The organism is Streptomyces sp. NBC_01244 (genome assembly GCF_035987325.1).
GTDB lineage: Bacteria > Actinomycetota > Actinomycetes > Streptomycetales > Streptomycetaceae > Streptomyces.
This window is the reverse complement of the sequence record NZ_CP108488.1, coordinates 6,257,551-6,276,946: the sequence shown is the minus strand read 5'-3', so window position 1 is coordinate 6,276,946 and position 19,396 is coordinate 6,257,551. Positions and strand designations below refer to the sequence as shown.

General features: G+C 72.6%; 20 protein-coding genes and 1 riboswitch. Of the genes, 10 read left to right on the top strand and 10 right to left on the bottom strand.

Going from position 1 to position 19,396, the window contains the following annotated elements; all coding sequences use genetic code 11:
* Nucleotides 1-23 precede the first annotated feature (23 nt).
* The 3 genes from OG247_RS28425 to OG247_RS28415 all read left to right on the top strand — a co-directional run bounded on the left by OG247_RS28425 (nucleotide 24) and on the right by OG247_RS28415 (nucleotide 4,292).
* The gene (locus tag OG247_RS28425; RefSeq protein WP_327254881.1) at nucleotides 24-521 is read left to right on the top strand and encodes a GNAT family N-acetyltransferase; all 498 of its coding nucleotides are present in this window, start codon (nucleotides 24-26) and stop codon (nucleotides 519-521) included.
* A 66-nt stretch (nucleotides 522-587) separates the two neighbouring features.
* Nucleotides 588-716: riboswitch (cobalamin riboswitch) on the top strand.
* Between the two features lie 160 nt (nucleotides 717-876).
* Nucleotides 877-3,279: a ribonucleoside-diphosphate reductase subunit alpha gene (locus OG247_RS28420; RefSeq protein WP_327254880.1), complete on the top strand. Its 2,403-nt coding sequence runs from the start codon at nucleotides 877-879 to the stop codon at nucleotides 3,277-3,279.
* Nucleotides 3,279-4,292, top strand: coding sequence for a ribonucleotide-diphosphate reductase subunit beta (locus OG247_RS28415; RefSeq protein ID WP_327254879.1), 1,014 nt, complete (start codon nucleotides 3,279-3,281; stop codon nucleotides 4,290-4,292). The genes OG247_RS28420 and OG247_RS28415 overlap by 1 nt, the downstream gene beginning before the upstream one ends.
* Here the strand turns inward: OG247_RS28415 and OG247_RS28410 are convergent.
* Entirely contained in the window at nucleotides 4,289-4,510 is a 222-nt protein-coding gene (locus OG247_RS28410; RefSeq protein WP_327254878.1) for a hypothetical protein, read from the bottom strand. The genes OG247_RS28415 and OG247_RS28410 overlap by 4 nt on opposite strands.
* Before the next feature lie 93 nt (nucleotides 4,511-4,603).
* Here OG247_RS28410 and OG247_RS28405 point away from each other — a divergent pair, with 93 nt between their 5' ends.
* Nucleotides 4,604-5,584: a helix-turn-helix domain-containing protein gene (locus OG247_RS28405; protein ID WP_327254877.1), complete on the top strand. Its 981-nt coding sequence runs from the start codon at nucleotides 4,604-4,606 to the stop codon at nucleotides 5,582-5,584.
* Between the two features lie 81 nt (nucleotides 5,585-5,665).
* Here the strand turns inward: OG247_RS28405 and def are convergent, their stop codons facing one another.
* The 8 genes from def to OG247_RS28365 all read right to left on the bottom strand — a co-directional run bounded on the left by def (nucleotide 5,666) and on the right by OG247_RS28365 (nucleotide 13,490).
* On the bottom strand, nucleotides 5,666-6,316 hold the full coding sequence (def, locus tag OG247_RS28400) for a peptide deformylase (protein WP_266904664.1): 651 nt from the start codon (nucleotides 6,314-6,316) through the stop codon (nucleotides 5,666-5,668).
* A gap of 65 nt (nucleotides 6,317-6,381) precedes the next feature.
* A complete protein-coding gene (locus OG247_RS28395) occupies nucleotides 6,382-7,389 on the bottom strand; it encodes a tetratricopeptide repeat protein (protein WP_327254876.1) in 1,008 nt (335 codons plus the stop codon).
* A gap of 102 nt (nucleotides 7,390-7,491) precedes the next feature.
* Complete coding sequence (locus OG247_RS28390; RefSeq protein ID WP_327254875.1) at nucleotides 7,492-8,751, bottom strand: HD-GYP domain-containing protein; 1,260 nt, start codon at nucleotides 8,749-8,751, stop codon at nucleotides 7,492-7,494.
* A complete protein-coding gene (locus OG247_RS28385) occupies nucleotides 8,748-10,376 on the bottom strand; it encodes an HD-GYP domain-containing protein (RefSeq protein WP_327254874.1) in 1,629 nt (542 codons plus the stop codon). Before OG247_RS28385 ends, OG247_RS28390 begins: the two co-directional genes overlap by 4 nt.
* A 229-nt stretch (nucleotides 10,377-10,605) precedes the next feature.
* On the bottom strand, nucleotides 10,606-10,944 hold the full coding sequence (rsrA, locus tag OG247_RS28380; RefSeq protein WP_327254873.1) for a mycothiol system anti-sigma-R factor: 339 nt from the start codon (nucleotides 10,942-10,944) through the stop codon (nucleotides 10,606-10,608).
* Entirely contained in the window at nucleotides 10,941-11,585 is a 645-nt protein-coding gene (locus OG247_RS28375; protein WP_008741505.1) for a sigma-70 family RNA polymerase sigma factor, read from the bottom strand. The genes rsrA and OG247_RS28375 overlap by 4 nt, the downstream gene beginning before the upstream one ends.
* 290 nt (nucleotides 11,586-11,875) lie before the next feature.
* Nucleotides 11,876-12,547 carry an alpha/beta hydrolase family protein gene (locus tag OG247_RS28370; protein WP_327254872.1) on the bottom strand — a complete coding sequence of 224 codons (672 nt, stop codon included), beginning with the start codon at nucleotides 12,545-12,547 and terminating at the stop codon, nucleotides 11,876-11,878.
* A 127-nt stretch (nucleotides 12,548-12,674) separates the two neighbouring features.
* Nucleotides 12,675-13,490 (bottom strand): SOS response-associated peptidase, encoded by an 816-nt coding sequence (locus tag OG247_RS28365; RefSeq protein ID WP_327254871.1) that lies wholly within the window; start codon nucleotides 13,488-13,490, stop codon nucleotides 12,675-12,677.
* 53 nt (nucleotides 13,491-13,543) lie between these two features.
* On the opposite strand from OG247_RS28365, the gene OG247_RS28360 reads away from it, so the two are divergent.
* The 4 genes from OG247_RS28360 to OG247_RS28345 all read left to right on the top strand — a co-directional run bounded on the left by OG247_RS28360 (nucleotide 13,544) and on the right by OG247_RS28345 (nucleotide 17,245).
* A complete protein-coding gene (locus OG247_RS28360; RefSeq protein WP_327254870.1) occupies nucleotides 13,544-14,257 on the top strand; it encodes a M50 family metallopeptidase in 714 nt (237 codons plus the stop codon).
* Between the two features lie 152 nt (nucleotides 14,258-14,409).
* Entirely contained in the window at nucleotides 14,410-15,771 is a 1,362-nt protein-coding gene (gene aroA / locus OG247_RS28355) for a 3-phosphoshikimate 1-carboxyvinyltransferase (RefSeq protein ID WP_327254869.1), read from the top strand.
* 8 nt (nucleotides 15,772-15,779) lie between these two features.
* The gene (rsgA, locus tag OG247_RS28350; protein WP_327254868.1) at nucleotides 15,780-16,790 is read left to right on the top strand and encodes a ribosome small subunit-dependent GTPase A; all 1,011 of its coding nucleotides are present in this window, start codon (nucleotides 15,780-15,782) and stop codon (nucleotides 16,788-16,790) included.
* 131 nt (nucleotides 16,791-16,921) lie between these two features.
* On the top strand, nucleotides 16,922-17,245 hold the full coding sequence (locus OG247_RS28345) for a DMT family transporter (RefSeq protein WP_112447780.1): 324 nt from the start codon (nucleotides 16,922-16,924) through the stop codon (nucleotides 17,243-17,245).
* Here OG247_RS28345 and OG247_RS28340 read toward each other — a convergent pair.
* Nucleotides 17,211-17,774, bottom strand: coding sequence for a TetR/AcrR family transcriptional regulator (locus OG247_RS28340; protein ID WP_327254867.1), 564 nt, complete (start codon nucleotides 17,772-17,774; stop codon nucleotides 17,211-17,213). The two genes, OG247_RS28345 and OG247_RS28340, sit on opposite strands and share 35 nt — an antisense overlap.
* A 133-nt stretch (nucleotides 17,775-17,907) precedes the next feature.
* Between OG247_RS28340 and hisN the strand changes: the two genes are divergently transcribed.
* Nucleotides 17,908-18,711 (top strand): histidinol-phosphatase, encoded by an 804-nt coding sequence (gene hisN, locus OG247_RS28335; protein WP_327254866.1) that lies wholly within the window; start codon nucleotides 17,908-17,910, stop codon nucleotides 18,709-18,711.
* A gap of 208 nt (nucleotides 18,712-18,919) precedes the next feature.
* Entirely contained in the window at nucleotides 18,920-19,327 is a 408-nt protein-coding gene (locus OG247_RS28330) for a CBS domain-containing protein (protein WP_327257662.1), read from the top strand.
* Nucleotides 19,328-19,396: the final 69 nt, after the last annotated feature.

Here is a 19,396-nt window from a genome sequence, read left to right as displayed (position 1 = left end):
TGCCCTGTCGCACACTCGGAGCCATGGACATCATCATCAGGACGGCGGCGACCGCCGAATACGAAGAGCTCGCCGAGATCACCGCACGGGCCTACCTCGACGACGGACTGCTGACCTTCGGTGAGAAGGACCCCTACCTGGGCCGGCTGCGCGACGTCGCCGGCCGGGCCCCCGCCGGCGAGGTGCTCGTCGCGGAGTACGAGGGCACGCTGCTCGGCGGTGTGACCTTCGCCCCTCCCGGCAGCCCGCTGTGCGATATCGCGGGTCCCGGCGAGGCGGAGTTCCGGATGCTGGCCGTCTCCCCGGCGGCGCGCGGACGCGGCGCGGGCGAGGCCCTCGTACGGGCCTGCGTGAGCCGCGCCCGGGACCTGGAGGGCGTGGGCCACCTGGTGCTGTCGACCACCGAGAAGATGCTCGGGGCGCACCGGATCTACGACCGGCTGGGCTTCGTACGGACGCCGGAGCGGGACTGGTCCCCGGTTCCGGGCCTGCCGCTGCTGACCTACCGCCTGGAGCTCTAGGGCCGTACCGCCCACGGGGAGCGACACAACATGTGGGGGCTACCGCAAGCAGCGGCCCCCACATGTATGCTCATGCTCGCTGTCGTCGCAGGGGAATCCGGTGAGAATCCGGAACTGTCCCGCAACGGTATGAAATGCACCGACTCGCTCGGCGCATCCGCAAGTCCGAGGACCTGTCGACAGTGCGCCCGGCTCGACCGAACCGGGTGCAGACACGTCCGGGCCTCGCGGTTGGGCCGGTGGACGCCACGTGGCGCACGCGCACTGCCCTGCCAGGCACGCGCTCCCCCACGTGCGCCCCCTCGCGCCCCGCACCAAAGGTGTTCCCGGAGCCGAGCGAGGGAGAGCTCCCCCCGTGACCATCGCGCCTTCCGCACCGCGCGCCGAGTCCGACCCGTCCGCCTATGAGGGTCCGGGGGCCGCGCTCCTGCGCACGCTCACCGAGCTGACCGCCGATCTGCCCGACACCGACCCCGGCCGGGTCGCCGCCGCCGCGCTGCGCGGCCGCAGCGCCGCCGCCGACGAGGCGGAGCTCCGTACGCTCGCCACCGAGGCGGCCGCCGGGCTGATCTCCGAGGACCCGGCCTACTCCCGCCTCGCCGCCCGCCTGCTGACGCTGGCCGTGCGCGTCGAGGCCGCCGGCCAGGGCGCCACCTCCTTCTCCGGCTCCGTCGAGGTCGGCCACCGCGAGGGGCTGATCGCCGACCGCACCGCGGACTTCGTGCGCCTGCACGCGAACCGGCTCGACGCACTGGTCGGGCACGCGCTCGCCGAGGGCGCGGACGACCGCTTCGGCTTCTTCGGCCTGCGCACCCTGCACAGCCGCTACCTGCTGCGCCACCCGATCACCCGCCAGGTCATCGAGACCCCGCAGTTCTTCATGCTGCGCGTGGCCTGCGGCCTCGCCGAGAACGAGTCGGTCCAGGCCGTCGAGGAAGTGGCCTCGCTCTACCGGCTGATGAGCCGCCTCGACTACCTGCCCTCCTCCCCCACCCTCTTCAACTCCGGCACCCGGCACCCGCAGATGTCCTCCTGCTACCTGCTGGACTCCCCGCTGGACGAGCTCGACTCGATCTACGACCGCTACCACCAGATCGCGCGCCTCTCCAAGCACGCCGGCGGCATCGGCCTCTCGTACTCCCGCGTCCGCGCCCGCGGTTCGCTGATCCGCGGTACGAACGGCCACTCCAACGGCATCGTGCCGTTCCTGAAGACCCTCGACGCCTCCGTCGCCGCCGTGAACCAGGGCGGCCGCCGCAAGGGCGCCGCCGCCGTCTACCTGGAGACCTGGCACGCGGACATCGAGGAGTTCCTGGAGCTCCGCGACAACACCGGCGAGGACCAGCGCCGTACGCACAACCTGAACCTGGCCCACTGGGTGCCGGACGAGTTCATGCGCCGCGTGAACGCCGACGCCGCCTGGTCGCTGTTCTCCCCGGCCGACGTCCCCGAGCTGGTCGACCTGTGGGGCGACGCGTTCGACGCGGCCTACCGCAAGGCCGAGGAGTCGGGCCTGGCCCGCAAGACCATGCCCGCCCGCGACCTGTACGGCCGGATGATGCGCACCCTCGCGCAGACCGGCCAGGGCTGGATGACCTTCAAGGACGCCTCCAACCGCACGGCGAACCAGACCGCCGAGCCGGGCACCGTCGTCCACTCCTCGAACCTCTGCACCGAGATCATCGAGGTCACCAACGACGGCGAGACGGCCGTCTGCAACCTCGGTTCGGTCAACCTCGGCGCCTTCGTCCTGCCCGGGACGGGCGACGTGGACGGCGGCATCGACTGGGAGCGCCTGGACGAGACCGTCCGCACCGCGGTCACCTTCCTCGACCGCGTCGTGGACATCAACTTCTACCCGACCGAGCAGGCCGGCCGCTCCAACGCCCGCTGGCGCCCGGTGGGCCTGGGCGCGATGGGCCTCCAGGACGTCTTCTTCCAGCTGAAGCTGCCCTTCGACTCCCCCGAGGCGAAGGCCCTGTCCACGAAGCTCTCCGAGCGCATCATGCTCGCCGCGTACGAGGCCTCCTGCGACCTGGCCGAGCGCAGCGGCCCGCTCCCCGCGTGGGAGCGGACCCGCACCGCCCGCGGCGTCCTGCACCCGGATCACTACGACGTCGAGCTGAACTGGCCGGAGCGCTGGGACGCGCTGCGCGCCCGCGTCGCCAAGAGCGGCATGCGCAACTCCCTGCTCCTGGCCATCGCCCCGACGGCGACCATCGCCTCCATCGCGGGCGTGTACGAGTGCATCGAGCCGCAGGTCTCCAACCTGTTCAAGCGCGAGACCCTGAGCGGGGAGTTCCTCCAGGTCAACGGCTACCTGGTGCAGGAGCTCAAGCGGCTCGGCGTCTGGGACGCCCAGACCCGCGAGGCGCTGCGCGAGGCCTCCGGCTCGGTCCAGGGCTTCGGCTGGATCCCGGCCGAGGTGCGCGAGCTGTACCGCACGGCGTGGGAGATCCCGCAGCGCGGACTGATCGACATGGCGGCGGCCCGTACGCCGTTCCTGGACCAGTCGCAGTCGCTGAACCTGTTCCTGGAGACGCCCACCATCGGCAAGCTCAGCTCGATGTACGCGTACGCCTGGAAGCAGGGCCTGAAGACCACGTACTACCTGCGCTCCCGCCCCGCGACGAAGATCGCCCGCGCCGCCTCCGGCAGCACGGTCCCGGCGGCCGCCACCCCGCTCCCGCAGGCCGTCGACGCCGACGCGCTGGCCTGCTCCCTTGAGAACCCCGAGTCCTGCGAGGCCTGCCAGTAATGTCCGACACCACCAAGAACCTCCTGGACCCGGGCTTCGAGCTCACGCTCCGCCCCATGCGCTACCCGGACTTCTACGAGCGCTACCGGGACGCGATCAAGAACACCTGGACCGTCGAGGAAGTCGACCTCCACTCGGACGTCGCGGACCTCGCGAAGCTGACGCCCTCCGAGCAGCACATGATCGGCCGCCTGGTCGCGTTCTTCGCGACGGGCGACTCGATCGTCTCGAACAACCTCGTGCTGACCCTGTACAAGCACATCAACTCCCCGGAGGCGCGCCTGTACCTGTCGCGCCAGCTCTTCGAGGAGGCCGTGCACGTCCAGTTCTACCTGACGCTGCTCGACACCTACCTGCCCGATCCGGACGACCGCGCGGCCGCCTTCGACGCGGTCGAGGAGATCCCCTCGATCCGCGAGAAGGCTCAGTTCTGCTTCCGCTGGATGGACTCGGTCGAGAAGATCGACCGCCTGGAGACGGCCTCCGACCGCCGCCGTTTCCTGCTGAACCTGATCTGCTTCGCCGCGTGCATCGAGGGCCTGTTCTTCTACGGGGCGTTCGCGTACGTGTACTGGTTCCGGTCGCGCGGCCTGCTGCACGGCCTGGCGACGGGCACCAACTGGGTGTTCCGCGACGAGAGCGCCCACATGAGCTTCGCCTTCGAGGTGATCGACACGGTCCGCAAGGAGGAGCCGGAGCTCTTCGACGACGCGCTCCAGCAGCAGGTCGTCGACATGCTGAAGGAGGCCGTGGAGGCGGAGCTGCAGTTCGGCCGCGACCTGTGCGGTGACGGCCTGCCGGGCATGAACACCGAGTCGATGCGCGAGTACCTGGAGTGCGTCGCGGACCAGCGCCTGGTCCGCCTCGGCTTCGCGCCCGTCTACGGCTCGCAGAACCCGTTCACCTTCATGGAGCTCCAGGGCGTCCAGGAGCTGACGAACTTCTTCGAGCGCCGCCCGTCGGCCTACCAGGTCGCGGTCGAGGGAACGGTCGACCTGGACGAAGACTTCTAAGCGGCCGTCATCTGCTGTCGGCGCCCCCGCCCTTGGGGAGACGGACCTGGGTGACCGGGACTTCGGGCGGGGGCGCTCTGCCGTTCCCGGCGGCGGCGCTCGTCGGCCGCGCGGATCTGCCGGTCGAGGCGGCGCTCGCGCGCGGCCCCGTAGAGGGCGGGGCCCAGGAGGAGGGCGGCGACGGCGAGGACGACGAGGTAGTCGAGGAATGTGTTCATGACTCCACTCTCGCCAGGGCGGCCGAAACCCGACAGTGGCAGGACTGTCATGGAAGAGCGAATTACTGCCACACTTCCTGGCACACTGGAAGCATGCTGAAGCCTTCCTCCCTCAACAACGTGGCCGTGGCCGTGGTGAACGGGGTCACCCCCTTCGAGATGGGCATCTTCTGCGAGGTCTTCGGGATCGACCGCAGCGCCATTGGCCTGCCGACCTACGATTTCGCCGTCTGCGCGATGGAGGAGAATCCGATCACCGTGGGCGACGGCCACTACAGCCTCACGCTCCCCCACGGACCCGAGCGGCTGGAGGAGGCGGACCTGATCTGCCTGCCCGCCGACCGCGAGGCCGCCACGCGCGTCTACCCGGAGCCCCTCCTGGAGTCCCTGCGGCGGGCCGTGGACCGGGGCGCGCGGGTGCTGAGCGTCTGCAGCGGGGCCTTCGTGCTGGGCGCGGCCGGGCTGCTCGACGACAAGCGCTGCACCACGCACTGGATGCACGCCCCGACCCTGGCGCGCCGCTTCCCGCGGGCCAGGGTCGACCCGGACGTGCTCTACGTGGACGAGGGCTCGGTGATCACCTCGGCCGGCACCGCCTCCGGGATCGACGCGTGCCTGCACCTCGTGCGTCAGGAGCAGGGCGCCGAGGTGGCCAACACCATCGCCCGGCGGATGGTCGTACCACCGCACCGCGACGGCGGGCAGGCCCAGTACATCCAGCGCCCGCTGCCGCGCACCTCCTGCGACACGGTGGGCGAGGTGATCGGCTGGATGGCCCGCCACCTGGAGGAGGAGATCACGGTCGAGCAGCTCGCGGAGCGGGCCCACATGTCCGCGCGGACCTTCGCCCGCCGCTTCCTCCAGGAGACGGGGACCACTCCGTACCAGTGGGTCCTGCGCCAGCGGGTCCTGCTGGCGCAGGAGCTGCTGGAGGCCACCGACGAGACGGTGGACGCGATCGCGGGCCGCTGCGGATTCGGCACCGCCGCGGCCCTGCGCCACCACTTCCTGCGGACGCTGAGCACCACCCCGAACGCCTTCCGGCGCACCTTCCGGGGCCCGGCCGCGGCCTGACGGCCGACGTGCTCCCGCCCCGCACACGAAAGGCGCCCCGCTCCTGACCGGAGCGGGGCGCCTTGTGCCTGCGGGAGGGGGCTACGCGTTCGGAACGGTCTCGTAGCGGGCGGTGCCCTCTTCCATCTGCCGCAGCGCGTCCTTGCGGTCCCGCTTCGAGAGCCGGTCGATGTACAGGTAGCCGTACAGGTGGTCGGTCTCGTGCTGGAGGCAGCGCGCGAAGTAGCCGGTGCCCCGGACCTTGATCGGGTTGCCCTGCGCGTCCTGGCCGGTCACCTCGGCGTAGTCCGGGCGGGCCAGCGAGGCGTAGGCGGTCGGGACCGACAGGCAGCCCTCGTTCGAGTCGTCCAGGATCCGGGCGCCGGCCGGCAGCTCGACGAGCTTCGGGTTGATCACCACGCCCGTGTGACGGTTGCCGTCGTCGTCCGGGCAGTCGTAGACGAAGACCTTGGCGTCGACGCCGATCTGGTTCGCGGCGAGGCCCACGCCCTCGGCGGCCTTCTGGCTGGCGAACATGTCGTCGATCAGCTGCGCCAGCTCGTCACCGAACTCGGTGACGTCCTTGCACTCCCGGTGCAGGACCGGGTTGCCGACCACCGTGATGGGGCGGGCCGTGCCGCGCTCGCGGTGGGCGAGCTCGCGCGCCTCACAGTCCTCGGTGTCCACGACGTACCCGTCGTTCACCTCGCCGGCCACACCGACCTCGACAACGTCGTTCTCCTGCTGCGCCATGTCCGCCGTACGCCTTCCGTAATTCCACCAGTCACCGATGTGCCGGTACAGACTACGGCCCCGGCTCAGCAGACCTCTTCGAGATCCCGCCACTCCCGGCTGTCCGGGCTGTCCGCGACCCAGCCGTCGAGCAGCCCGCGCACCAGGCCCGCCGGCGCCGCGATCCCGCACTCCCGCTCGGGCACCCACAGGGATCCGGACCCGGTCGTGCGGTGGCCCAGCGGGCCGGGGTGGCCCGGTTCGCTGTGGTCGTGCGGGTCCAGGTGCTCGCCGTCCCCCTCGCCGCTCGGCATCGCGCTCTCCGAGCAGGTCCGGCACAGCAGCCGCACCGAGGAGGACCAGTCCTCGGCGGCGAAGCCGGCGTCGGAGGCCAGCTGCTCCAGGGCGTTGCGGTCGGCCTCGGTGGCCGCCTCCAGGAGCACCACCCAGGTCGGCACCGGGGACGGCGCCCACAGCTCGATCTCGTCGAATACGGGGTACGAGGGCCCGGCCGCGGTCACGCGCTCGCCGTGCGGGACCCCGTCGTGCAGGACGACCTCGCCCCAGCGCCGCCCCGAGGAGGGCAGCGGGATCGACAGGACCTCCATGCGGGCCGGGTCCAGCCGGCGGCCCCAGACCACCTCGGCCTCGCCCTCGGGCGACAGCCGTACGGCCGCGCTCCCCAGCTCCATGCCGACCGGTTCGCCGTTGGCGTGCGGGCCGCCGCCCGCGCCGTGCGGGTCTCCGGGCACCTTCAGCCCGTACGCCTGCCACGCGCGGCGGGCCAGCGGCCAGTCCTGCAGCGCGGTCGCGGCGATGCCGACGTTCCACCAGTCCGGGGCGCCGGTCTCCCGGTCGAGCAGGGCCACGGCACGCAGCCCGGCGGCCCGCGCCTGCTCCCAGTCGTGGCGGAACTTGTGGAGCAGCGCCAGGTTGAACCAGGACTCGGACAGCCAGGGCTCCAGATCCGCCGCTCTGGTCAGGAGCGCACCCGCGTCCTCGTACCGACCGTCGCCGATCAGCGTGAACGCGCGGTCGGTGGCCTGCCGCCACGAGGCGGAGGGCCGATGCCGTACCTTCCCGAAGATCCTCACGATTCCCGCCTGCCGGACACTCTTGCTCGGGACACTGCTCCTGGGAACACTCTCACTGGCATCCAACCATGCCCACTCGGACGGCCGCTCATTACCCATGGGTTACCCAGGCGGGACGGGTACGACTCTGGCACGTCCACCCCGGGCGAGCACCCTGGCAAGACATTCCACGACTTCGGGCTGGTAATCGTGCCCGGTCCCCAGGCGCAGCCGCTCCAGGGCCTCCAATGAGCCGCCCGGGTGACGGGCACCGCCGACGAGATCGTCGTACGCGTTGACCGCGCGCACGATCCGGGCGGCGACGGGCTGCTCGCGGTACGGGTCCGCCTGCAGTTCCACCACCACCGCGACCTCGGCCGGGACCCCGGTCTGGCGGGCCACCTCCCCGCCGAGCCCGGCGATCCGGCGGGCCTCGGCCTCGGGCAGCTCGGCGGTGGCCCCCGCCGGAACCGGGTCGACGAGGGAGAGCTGCCCGATGTCGTGCATGAGGGCGGCGTACTCCAGCACCCTGAGCTCCCGCTCCGAGAGGCCCAGCTCCCGTCCCACGGCGCAGCTGAGGGCGGCGACCCGGCGAGAGTGGCCGGGCCGGGTGTAGCCGGCGATCTCGGTGGCACGGGCGAGGGAGGTGATGGTCTGGCGGTAGGTGGTGCGGATGGCGGTGATCCGGTGGAAGGACATCTGGGTCAGGAGCAGCGGCACGCTGAAGACGGGCACCGCCCACAGACCGGCGACGGCGACGCCGAGGGCCATGACCACGCCCGTGGCGCAGATCGCGGAGCCGATGCCCAGCTGGGCGCGGAGCTCGTCGCGGAGCAGCGGGGAGAACGGCCAGCCGGTGCGGGCCCCGGCGAGGACGGCGCCGAGGACCGCGTCGCACAGGGCCGTGAGCCCGAGGACGAAGACCAGGAAGAGCACGAGGTACGGGCCCTGGCCGACCCATTGCTCCAGCCGCCCGGAGTTGTAGAGCGGCTGGAAGCAGACGGCGGCGAAGGTGACGGTGAGGACGCGGCGGGCCAGGTGGTCGAGGGCGGGTCCGCGGCCCCGAGCGATGTGCGGGACGATCCCGAGGAGCGCGGCCGTGACGGCCACGGCGACGATCTGCAGGACCCCGTGGTGGGTGGAGGCTCCGGCGTTCTGCCCGAGCAGGGCGTACGCGAGCGCCCCGGCGGATCCGAGCGGCGCGGGCTGCTGGCGGGCGGCGTCGCCGCCGTCCCGGCGGGCGAGCTCCCCGATGGTGATCAGGGTGCCGAAGGCGAGGGCGATGCCCGGCTCCAGCAGGCCGGTCCACACGGTGTGCCCGAGCGCGGCCGCGGTCAGCGCCCCGGCGGCCCCGCGCACGACGGCGACGGCCCAGCGCCTCACGCCTTCGCTCCCGTGGCGGGGGCGGGTGGGGAACCGGGGGCTCCCGGCGCCTCCTCGACGGCCGCTCCGGGCTCGGCGGCGGGCCCCGGCACGCAGTGGCAGGGGTCCCCGGTCCCGGCGGCCGGCAGCGGGCTCCCGGCCGCGCGGGCCTGGGCGGCGGCTCCGCCCGGGGCGGCCTGGGCGGGCAGTGCGGTCAGCGCCGCGCCGGCGGGCACGGCCTCCCGTACGGCCCCCTCGGTCCCGGCGGCGGGAACCCCGTCGCCGCCGGCCGGGATCACCTGGAGGTCGTCGTCCGAGGTCACCTTCGGATGCCAGCCCTGGCTGCCGATCGCGTCGACCAGCGCCCGCACCATCTCGGGGTCGAACTGGGCCCCCGCGCAGCGTTCCAGCTCGGCCAGGGCCACCGGCACCGGCCGGGCCCTGCTGTACGACCGGGTCGAGGTCATCGCGTCGAAGGCGTCGGCGACCGCCACCACCCGGGCCAGCACCGGGATCTGTTCCCCGGTCAGCCCGTAGGGGTAGCCGGAGCCGTCCACCCGCTCGTGGTGGTGCAGGATCGCCGCCCGGGCCTCCCCCAGGAAGCCGATGCCGCGGACCATCTCGTGGCCGTACTCGGGGTGCAGTTCGATGATCCGGCGCTCTTCGGGGGTCAGCGGTCCGTCCTTGCGCAGCAGTCGGGTCGGTACGCCGAGCTTGCCCACGTCGTGCAGGATCCCGGCGATGCGCACCACCTCGAGGCGTTCCTCGCCCATGCCCAGCTCGCGGGCGATCATCGCCGAGGCCTGCCCGACCCGCTCGCTGTGGCCGCGGGTGTAGCGGTCCTTGATGTCGACGGCCTGGACCAGCGCCCGGATGGTGGCCTGGTGGGCGGCGCGCTCGCGGTGGTACTGGGCGAAGACCCAGCAGGAGATGTACATCGGCAGCATGACGAGCAGCGCGGCCGGAAGCCCGTACGGGCTGCGCCACATGACGGCCATCATCAGCCCGGCGAGACCGTGCACGCAGTGCGGGGCGAGGGACCGGGTCGCGATGCCCCGCCAGGCGGTGGCGGCGGGCCGGCGTTCGGCGGCGGCCAGGATGCCGCCGTCGAGGGCGGTCAGCACCAGGCAGAAGGCGACGGCCGCGGCGGCGGCGGGGAGCATCACGTACGGGAAGTCGGCGACCCAGGCGGCGGGGCCCGAGGCGCCGTCCGGGCCCGGTGGCCCGGTCCCGCCGGAGGAGCCGGCGCCCAGCGCCCCGGGCCCGCCCAGCAGCCCGTAGAGCTGTCCGGCGGTCCAGGCGGCTATGGACTGCTGCGCCCCGTGCCAGATGCGCCGCACCCAGGCGGGCCGCGCCGTCACGGTCCCGGCGAGTCCGCCGGGCAGTGCGACGAGGGCGGCGGCGGCCGGCGGCAGGAGGAACACGGCGGCCAGCACCACCGGGAAGAAGGAGCCGAGGCCTTCGGGCACGCGGCGGCCCATGAGCGGGCAGACCTTGACGAGTTCGCAGCCGAGGTAGAGCACGGAGAGCAGGCCGACGCCGGGCCACGGGGTGGCGGAACCGGTGACGGCGGGAGCGGCGCACGCGCAGGCGGCGATGACGGCGCACAGGACGTAGGCGCGCGCCAACGGCGGAAGTACCCGCATGGCGCTCTCCTCCCCCTGAGCCGTGCAAGTCAGGTACGAATCAAACCAGTACCCGAATGGGGAGAATAAGTGGGGCCGGGAGCGAGGTGGGCCACATTTTTGCATTGCGCCGTGCGGACGCCCCCGGATTACCACCTTCGAGTGAAGGAAGTGCCCTTCCGGGGGCGGCTGTTCGAGATTGTTCAATCGGGTACTACTTCATCGGCGAACTTGGCCGACTTTCAACTTTTCAGCCCGACGCGGATCTCGGCATCGGCTCGGCGACGGCCGGCTCGGGCGGCGCGGCCGTGATGTCGTGATCCGGCACGGCCTGCCCGGAACGGATGAGCTCGATCCGTCCCATCACCTTCGAGCGCAGGTCGGTCGGTACGTCGTCCGATCCGCAGCAGCGCTTGACCAGCTTCTTCACGGCCTGTTCCAGGCCGTACTTCTCCAGACAGGGATTGCACTCGCCGAAGTGCGCCTCGAACTTCGTGCAGTCACTGTCGGGCATCTCCTGGTCCAGGAACTCATAAAGATGGTCCAGGACCTCGGAGCACTCCGTCTCGTGCGCATCTCCGCAGCTCATGAGCCCGAGCCTTTCAGGTCGTTCGACTCTCCCGCGCCGGCCGGGACGAGCCCGCGCTCACGGGCGTAGTCCTCAAGCATTCCACGGAGTTGACGGCGGCCACGGTGCAGTCGCGACATGACCGTACCGATGGGTGTACCCATGATGTCCGCGATCTCCTTGTACGCAAAGCCCTCTACGTCGGCAAGATAGACCGCGATGCGGAACTCCTCCGGAATGGCCTGGAGCGCTTCCTTCACATCCGAATCGGGCAGGTGATCGAGCGCCTGCGACTCGGCGGAACGCAGCCCCGTCGACATGTGCGACTCGGCGCGCGCCAGCTGCCAGTCCTCGATCTCCTCCGCCGCACTGCGCTGGGGTTCGCGCTGCTTCTTGCGGTAAGAGTTGATGAAGGTGTTGGTGAGAATGCGGTACAGCCACGCCTTCAGGTTGGTGCCCTCGCGGAACTGGTGGAAGGACGCGTACGCCTTCGCGTACGTCTCCTGGACCAGGTCCTCGGCGTCGGCCGGATTGCGCGTCATGCGCAGCGCGGCCGAGTACATCTGGTCGAGGTAGCCGAGGGCATCCCTCTCGAAGCGCGCATTGCGCTCCGGAGTCGTCTCCTCCGCGTGGCCTTCGTCGGTCCCGGCGACAGGACCCACCTCCTCCGACTGCGTGGCGACTCCGAAAGCGGACCCGCTCGAATCGGAGAATAGTCGACCATCCCGGTCGCCCGCCGCCCGAACCGTGCCGCGCTTGGGCGCAGGCAGCACTGTCCAGTCCAGGTCAGCGGCCTGCGGACGGTTCTGGCTGATGACCTGGGTCATGCGTTGCCTCTCCTCCGACGTGTTCCTGTGCGTACCGACATCCGGGACAACAGACGGCCCGGGTGGCGCATTCCCCGGCGGGGCGCGGTGTGCGGACGAAAGTCACCTCGGGACCCGGTCGCAGGTCACACCGGGAGCCGCCCGAGCCACCCGGCCACCGCCCCGGTGATCACCGAGAGGGCCTCCTCCTGGGTGGGGCCGGTCCTCTTCGGCACGGCGAAGCCGTGGTCCCCGCCCTCCACTTCCACCAGCTCGTACGAGGCTCCGCGCGCTCCCCGCCCCGGGAACTCCTCCGGTCGCCCGAAGGCGTCGCGGCCTCCCTGGACCACCAGCGCCGGCCGTCCGGCGCCCAGCAGCTCCTCGGCGCGGGACTTCTCCGGACGGCCCGGCGGGTGCAGCGGGAAGGCCAGCGCGAGCACCCCGGCCGCGCCCAGTTCGGCGGCGGTGCGGCAGGCCACCCGGGCCCCGGCGCTGCGGCCGCCCGCGACGACGGGCAGACCGGGCTCCGCGAAGGCGGGCCACAGGGCCGTCCAGCCCGCGTCCAGCACCTTGGGGGCGGCGGCGACCTTCTTCCCGGCGACCCGCCAGGGCTGCTCGGCCAGCGCCACGCTGATCCCCAGGGCGGGCAGGGCGGCGGCCAGGGCCTGGAGGTCCCGGGCCTCGATGCCGCCGCCGGCTCCGTGGCCCAGGGCGAGCACCAGGCGGGCCTTGCCCGCCGGGGCCGGGTGCCAGGTGATGCGGGCCTCGCCCGCCGGGGTGTCGATGATCTCGGTGCGCTCGGCGCGCGTGCTGCTCATGCCCCGATCATGCCGGGCGGCGGCCGCCGCCGGGGTGACGCCGGGGCCGCCGGGAGCGCCGGGATCGCCGGGATCGCCGGGAGAGCCGACAGAGCCGGGGCGGGCGCCGGGGCGCGCGCCGGGTCCGTCAGAAGAGCGTGCCCTCCTCGGGTCCTTCCAGTTCCTCCAGCAGCTCGGGCCCGTTGTTGCGGACGTTGCTCGCGGCCGTGGACACCGGATAGGCGCGCATCAGCCCGCCGGGCGGCGGCGCCAGCAGGGCCTGGAGCTCGTCGGGGTCGGTCCGCGCCGGGTCCAGCCAGGCGTCCCACCGGTCCGGGGTGAGCATCAGCGGCATCCGGGGGTGGATGTCGGCGAGCGAGCGCGGCCCCTCGGCCGGGGCGACGCCGAGCGGGCCGGTCTCGGCCTCGGCGGTGATCACGGAGCAGGTGGCCCACCAGGCGAGCGGGTGCGTGTCGGGCAGGGTCCGGTCGCGCCAGAACTCGTATATCCCGGCCATGGCGAAGACGGAGCCGTCGGAGGGGAGGACGAAGTAGGGCTGCTTGCGCGTCCGCTTCTTCTTCCCCTCGACCTCGAGCTGCCGCTCGTCGTGGGCGGTGACCCACTCGTAGTAGCCGTCCGCCGGGATGATGCAGCGGCGCTGCGCGAAGGGGCGGCGGAAGGACGGCTTCTCGGCGATGGTCTCGGACCGGGCGTTGATCATCCGGGCGGCACCGTCGGGATTCTGCGCCCAGGACGGGACGAGCCCCCATTTCAGGACCCGCAGCTGGCGAACCGGACGCGGGCTCGGAGCGTCTTTCAGTGGACGGTCGAGGACGACGTGGACCTCTTTCGTCGGAGCCACGTTCCAGTCGGGTGCGAGCACCTCCTCGGGCTCCCACCGTTCCACCCCGAAGACCTCGGCCAGCTCCTCCGGCCCACGACTCGCCGCATACCTTCCGCACATGGCTGCCACACTGCCATGTCACCCGATCGCCACCACAAGGAGTCCGCCACCTCATGAACACCAGCACCGCGGCCGGCCTGTGGGACCGGCTCACCGGCATACAGGCGGCGCCCGACCAGTGGCTGGTGATCACGACGGGGCTGGTGGCGCTCGTCGCGGTGGGCCCCCGGCCGCTGTGGAAGCTGTCGCGCAACGCGATCACCATCGCGCACGAGGGCGGTCACGGGCTGCTGGCGCTGCTGACGGGCCGCAGCCTGGACGGGATCCGGCTGCACTCGGACACCAGCGGGGTCACCGTCAGCCGCGGCAAGCCCACCGGCCTCGGCATGGTCCTCACCGCCGCCGCCGGGTACACGGCGCCCTCCCTGCTCGGCCTCGGCGGGGCGGCCCTGCTCTCGGCGCACCGGATCACCCTGCTGCTGTGGGCGGCGACCGCCCTCCTGCTGGCCGTGCTGGTGATGATCCGCAACGCGTACGGGCTGCTGACGGTGGTGGTCACGGGCGCCACCTTCGTACTGGTCTCCTGGCTGGCCCCGGCGGACGTGCAGGCGGTCTTCGCGTACGCCGTGGTGTGGTTCCTGCTCCTCGGCGGCGTCCGGCCGGTCTTCGAGCTGGGGGCGAAGCGCCGGGGCGGCGGGGCGCCCGACTCCGACGCGGACCAGCTCGGACGGCTCACCCACGTGCACCCGGTGGTGTGGCTCCTGCTCTTCCACGTGGTGGCGCTGTGCTCGCTGATCGGCGGCGGCCGCTGGCTGCTGGCCCTGTGACCGGCCCCCGACCGACCGCCCACCGGCCGCCGCTCACCCCCTGAGCGCCCCCTGCCCGGCCGCGGACCGGCCCCGCCCGGCGGGTGTCCGCCCGCCGAGACTCCCCCGGTGATCAAGATCTGCGGCCGTGGGAAGCCACTAAAGTGGTGGCCATGACCGAGACTCCCGCTCTCCCCGCCCTCTGGCCCGCCCCGCTCGCCGACACCGCCGTCCAGGCCACCGTCACCGTGCCCGGGTCCAAATCGGTCACCAACCGCGCCCTCGTGCTCGCCGCGCTCGCCTCCGAGCCGGGCTGGGTCCGCCGCCCGCTGCGTTCGCGCGACTCCCAGCTGATGTCCGACGCGCTGCGCGCGCTGGGCGTCGGCATCGAGGAGACGGTCTCCTCCAGCTCCGCGGGCGAGGGCGACGCCGGCGAGGCCTGGCGGGTCATCCCGGCCGCACTGCACGGCCCGGCCACGGTCGACGTCGGCAACGCGGGCACGGTCATGCGCTTCCTGCCGCCCGTGGCCACCCTCGCCTCCGGCGACATCCGCTTCGACGGGGACCCGCGCTCCTACGAGCGCCCCCTGGGCCAGGTCATCACGGCGCTGCGCACGCTCGGCGCCCGCATCGACGACGACGGCCGCGGGGCGCTGCCGCTGACCGTCCAGGGCGGCGGGGCCCTGGAGGGCGGGACCGTGGAGATCGACGCGAGCAACTCCTCGCAGTTCGTCTCCGCGCTGCTGCTCTCCGCCCCGCGCTTCAACCAGGGCGTCGAGGTCCGGCACGTGGGCACCAACCTGCCGTCCATGCCGCACATCCGGATGACCGTGGAGATGCTGCGCGCGGCGGGCGCGCAGGTCGACACCCCCGAGTCCGGCGGCGAGAAGAACGTCTGGCGGGTCGCCCCCGGCGCCCTGCTCGGCCGCGACCTGGTCGTGGAGCCGGACCTGTCCAACGCGCAGCCGTTCATGGCGGCCGCCCTGATCACCGGCGGCACGGTCACCATCCCGGACTGGCCGCGCCGCACCACGCAGCCCGGTGACGCGCTGCGCCGGATCTTCACGGAGATGGGCGGCTCCTGCGAGCTGACGGACGCGGGCCTGGTCTTCACCGGCACCGGCAAGATCCACGGCATCGACGTGGACCTGCGCGAGGTCGGGGAGCTCACCCCGGGCATCGCGGCGGTCGCGGCACTGGCCGACTCGGAGTCGGTGCTGCGCGGGGTCGCGCACCTGCGGCTGCACGAGACGGACCGGCTGGCGGCGCTCACCAAGGAGATCAACGGGCTGGGCGGCGATGTCACGGAGACCGCGGACGGTCTGCGGATCCGGCCGCGCGCGCTGCACGGCGGCACCTTCCACACGTACGACGACCACCGGATGGCCACGGCCGGCGCGGTGATCGGCCTGGCGGTGGAGGGCGTGCTCATCGAGAACGTGGCGACGACCGCGAAGACCCTGCCGGACTTCCCGAAGATGTGGGCGGACATGCTCGCCCGGGCCGAAGCGGCTCCGGCAGGCGTGGGAGCGTAGGGCCCGTCATGCGCAGGTACGGGAAGCACACCGACGAGGACGACATCCGCCAGCGGCCCAACCCCAAGGGCAACCGGCCGCGTACGACCATCCGCCCCAAGCACGAGGACGCGGCCGAGGGCTTCGTCCTGACCGTGGACCGCGGCCGGCTCACCTGCCTGGTCGAGGACCGTCCGGTGCACGCGATGAAGGCCCGCGAGCTGGGCCGCAAGGCGGCGGTGGTCGGGGACCGGGTCTGGATCGTCGGTGACCTGTCCGGCAAGAAGGACACCCTCGCCCGCATCGTGCGGATCGAGGCGCGCAAGTCCGTCCTGCGGCGCACGGCCGACGACGACGATCCGTACGAGCGCGTCGTCGTCGCGAACGCCGACCAGCTGGCCATCGTGACGGCGCTGGCCGACCCGGAGCCGCGCCCCCGCATGATCGACCGCTGCCTGGTGGCCGCGTACGACGCCGGGCTGGAACCGCTGCTGGTGCTCACGAAGTCCGACCTGACCTCCGCGGACAAGATCCTGGAGATCTACTCGACTTTCGGCCTGAACTACGTGGTCACCAACCGCGAGGAGCTGGCGACGGGCGACGCGGCCGAACGGGTGCGCGAGCGCCTGAACGGCCGGATCACCGCCTTCGTCGGCCACTCGGGCGTCGGCAAGACCACGCTGGTGAACTCGCTGGTCGCCGAGGGCCGCCAGCGCGCGACCGGCGTGGTCAACGCGGTGACCGGTCGCGGCCGGCACACCACCACCTCGGCGCTCGCGCTGCCGCTGCCGGGCGGCGACGGCTGGGTCATCGACACCCCGGGCGTCCGGTCCTTCGGCCTGCACCACGTGGACCCGTCGCGGGTCATCCTGGCCTTCCCGGAGCTGGTGCCGGGGACCGAGCAGTGCCCGCGCGCGTGCAGCCACGACGAGCCGGACTGCGCGCTCGACAAGTGGGTGGAGGACGGTCACGCGGATCCGGCGCGGCTGTACTCCCTGCGACGGCTGCTGCAGACGCGGGAGCGCCGCGAGGGCGACTGATCGATGGGCGATCGATGGGCGATCGACCGGCGGGGTTTGCCGTACCCGATGTCTGGTAAATGCATAATCGCACCAAGTGACGCTCGGGCCCGGCCCGTGAACGCGTCACATGACGCGGGGAGGCGTACGCCATGGCGTGGCTGCTGGTCGTGGTCGCCGGGATCCTGGAAACGGGATTCGCGGTCTGCCTCAAGCTGTCGCACGGCTTCACCCGGCTGTGGCCGACCATCGCCTTCGCGTGCTTCGCACTCGGCAGCTTCGGCCTGCTGACGCTGGCCCTGAAGAAGCTGGACGTGGGGCCGGCCTACGCGGTGTGGACCGGCATCGGGGCGGCCGGTACCGCGATCTACGGGATGGTCTTCCTCGGGGACCTGGTCTCCACCCTCAAACTCGTCTCGATCTCGCTGGTGATCCTCGGCGTCATCGGGCTCCAGCTCTCGGGCTCGTCGCACTGAGCAGGCCGAGCAGCCCGGCGTGGCCCGGCGGCTCGGCCGGGGCGACCAGGTAGGACAGCGCGAGCCGCACGGCGAGCTCGCAGCGCTGCGCCCCCTCCTGCGCCCCGAACACGGCGTCGGCCCGCTCGCGGACCCCGCGGATCAGCTCGGCGGGCCCCAGCGCGGGCAGCCCCGGCCGGACCCCGCGGCCGGCCGGGACGGGTAAGTTGCCGTTCCAGCACCCGGTCAGCAGGGCCCGCGCGAGGGGTCGCTCGAAGCCCGCGCGCACGGTCCACTCCACGACCGCCGCCAGCCGCTCGGCCGGGGCGCCCGAGGAGGCCAGGGCCCGGTCCACCCCGTCGAGGTACCAGGCCGCGTCGCGCCGGACCAGGGCGTGCCCCAGCCCCGTCTTGCCCGCGAACTCGTTGTAGAGGGTCTGCCGCGAGACCCCGGCGGCGGCGGCCACGTCGATCATCCGCACGGCCGGCCACGGGCGCGCCGCGAGCGCCGCTCCCGCCGCTTCGAGCAAGGACTCCCGGGCCGTCGGCACCGTCGCCTCCCCTTCGACGCCTCCGGTCGACGTCTCAGCCAGAGTTGACGGACCGACAGATCCTGTCAAGGGTGCCCGTGCCGTACCGTGGACGCCTTCCGCGTCGCCCCGGCCGCCTCGGTAGGGTTCTGGCATGCCCGAGTATGACGATGACCTGCGCCTTGCCCTCGAACTCGCCGACGCGGCGGACGCCGCCACGATGGAGCGGTTCCGCGCCCTCGACCTGAAGGTCGAGACCAAGCCCGACATGACCCCGGTGAGCGAGGCCGACACCGCCACCGAGGAGATCATCCGGGCCGGGATCTCCGCCGCGCGGCCCGCCGACGCCATCCTGGGCGAGGAGTACGGCCTCAAGGGCGACGGCCCGCGCCGCTGGGTCGTGGACCCGATCGACGGTACGAAGAACTACGTGCGCGGCGTTCCGGTGTGGGCGACGCTGATCTCGCTCATGGAGGAGCAGGCCGACGGCGCCTTCCGCCCCGTCGTCGGCGTGGTGTCCGCGCCGGCACTGGGCCGCCGCTGGTGGGCGGCGCGCGGCCGGGGTGCCTTCACGGGCGGCGCGCTCGGCGAGACCACCGCGCTCGGCGTCTCCAAGGTCGCCACCCTCGGCGACGCCTCCTTCGCGTATTCCTCGCTGAGCGGCTGGGAGGAGCAGGGGCGGCTGCCCGGCTTCCTGGACCTGACCCGCGCGTGCTGGCGTACGCGGGGCTACGGCGATTTCTGGCCGTACATGATGGTCGCCGAGGGCTCGCTCGACCTGTGCGCCGAGCCGGAGCTGAACCTGTGGGACATGGCGGCCCTGGCCGTCGTGGTGGAGGAGGCCGGCGGCCGCTTCACCGCTCTGGACGGGGTGGACGGCGTGCACGGCGGCAACGCGGCGGCCTCCAACGGGCTGCTGCACGCGCAGATGCTGGACCTGCTGCGCCCGCGCGGCTGACGCGTACGGGCCGGGCGCCGGCCGCCGGCGGCGGTGGCCGGCGCCCGCGGGCGCCGAAAGCGCCCCTCACGCGCCTCCTTGCTGGCTTTGCCCGCGCGTGGGAATCTGAGACTCCTCCGCTTGTGCGCTTGTGAAGGACTTCTCTAAGTGCGGCCCTTCGCGCGCACCCCACCCAAGCGGAGGGACTCACCAGGAGGTGGCTCTCTTCATGCTCGTCCGCGACGCCATGAGCACCGTGATCCTCACCCTCGGACCCACTCACACCCTGCGGCAGGCAGCCTGCCTGATGTCCGGCCGGCGCGTCGGCGCCGCCGTCGTCCTCGACCCCGAACACAGCGGCATCGGCATCCTGACCGAGCGCGACATCCTCAACTCGATCGGCGCGGGCCACGATCCCGACCGGGAGTCCGTGGGCGCGCACACCACCAACAACGTGGTCTTCTGCACCCCCGACGCCACCGTGCAGGAAGCCGCCGAGGCGATGGCCCACGGCGGCTTCCGTCATCTGATCGTCCTGGAGCAGGGCGGCCCGGTGGGCATCGTGTCCGTACGCGATGTCATCCGCTGCTGGGCCCCGGCGCGGCGCACGGGCACACCCGCCGCCGTGCCCGCGTAGGAACGGCCGACGGGCCGGCGCCCCCCTCTGGGGAGCACCGGCCCGTCGGCCTGCTACGGCAAACCGTCC

Coding starts and splice junctions, on each gene's coding strand:
- OG247_RS28425 (WP_327254881.1), top strand. CDS start 24: ATGGACATCATCATCAGGACGGCGGCGACCGCCGAATACGAAGAGCTC.
- OG247_RS28415 (WP_327254879.1), top strand. CDS start 3,279: ATGTCCGACACCACCAAGAACCTCCTGGACCCGGGCTTCGAGCTCACG.
- OG247_RS28410 (WP_327254878.1), bottom strand. CDS start 4,510: ATGAACACATTCCTCGACTACCTCGTCGTCCTCGCCGTCGCCGCCCTC.
- OG247_RS28405 (WP_327254877.1), top strand. CDS start 4,604: ATGCTGAAGCCTTCCTCCCTCAACAACGTGGCCGTGGCCGTGGTGAAC.
- def (WP_266904664.1), bottom strand. CDS start 6,316: ATGGCGCAGCAGGAGAACGACGTTGTCGAGGTCGGTGTGGCCGGCGAG.
- OG247_RS28385 (WP_327254874.1), bottom strand. CDS start 10,376: ATGCGGGTACTTCCGCCGTTGGCGCGCGCCTACGTCCTGTGCGCCGTC.
- rsrA (WP_327254873.1), bottom strand. CDS start 10,944: ATGAGCTGCGGAGATGCGCACGAGACGGAGTGCTCCGAGGTCCTGGAC.
- OG247_RS28370 (WP_327254872.1), bottom strand. CDS start 12,547: ATGAGCAGCACGCGCGCCGAGCGCACCGAGATCATCGACACCCCGGCG.
- OG247_RS28365 (WP_327254871.1), bottom strand. CDS start 13,490: ATGTGCGGAAGGTATGCGGCGAGTCGTGGGCCGGAGGAGCTGGCCGAG.
- OG247_RS28360 (WP_327254870.1), top strand. CDS start 13,544: ATGAACACCAGCACCGCGGCCGGCCTGTGGGACCGGCTCACCGGCATA.
- aroA (WP_327254869.1), top strand. CDS start 14,410: ATGACCGAGACTCCCGCTCTCCCCGCCCTCTGGCCCGCCCCGCTCGCC.
- rsgA (WP_327254868.1), top strand. CDS start 15,780: ATGCGCAGGTACGGGAAGCACACCGACGAGGACGACATCCGCCAGCGG.
- OG247_RS28345 (WP_112447780.1), top strand. CDS start 16,922: ATGGCGTGGCTGCTGGTCGTGGTCGCCGGGATCCTGGAAACGGGATTC.
- hisN (WP_327254866.1), top strand. CDS start 17,908: ATGCCCGAGTATGACGATGACCTGCGCCTTGCCCTCGAACTCGCCGAC.
- OG247_RS28330 (WP_327257662.1), top strand. CDS start 18,920: ATGCTCGTCCGCGACGCCATGAGCACCGTGATCCTCACCCTCGGACCC.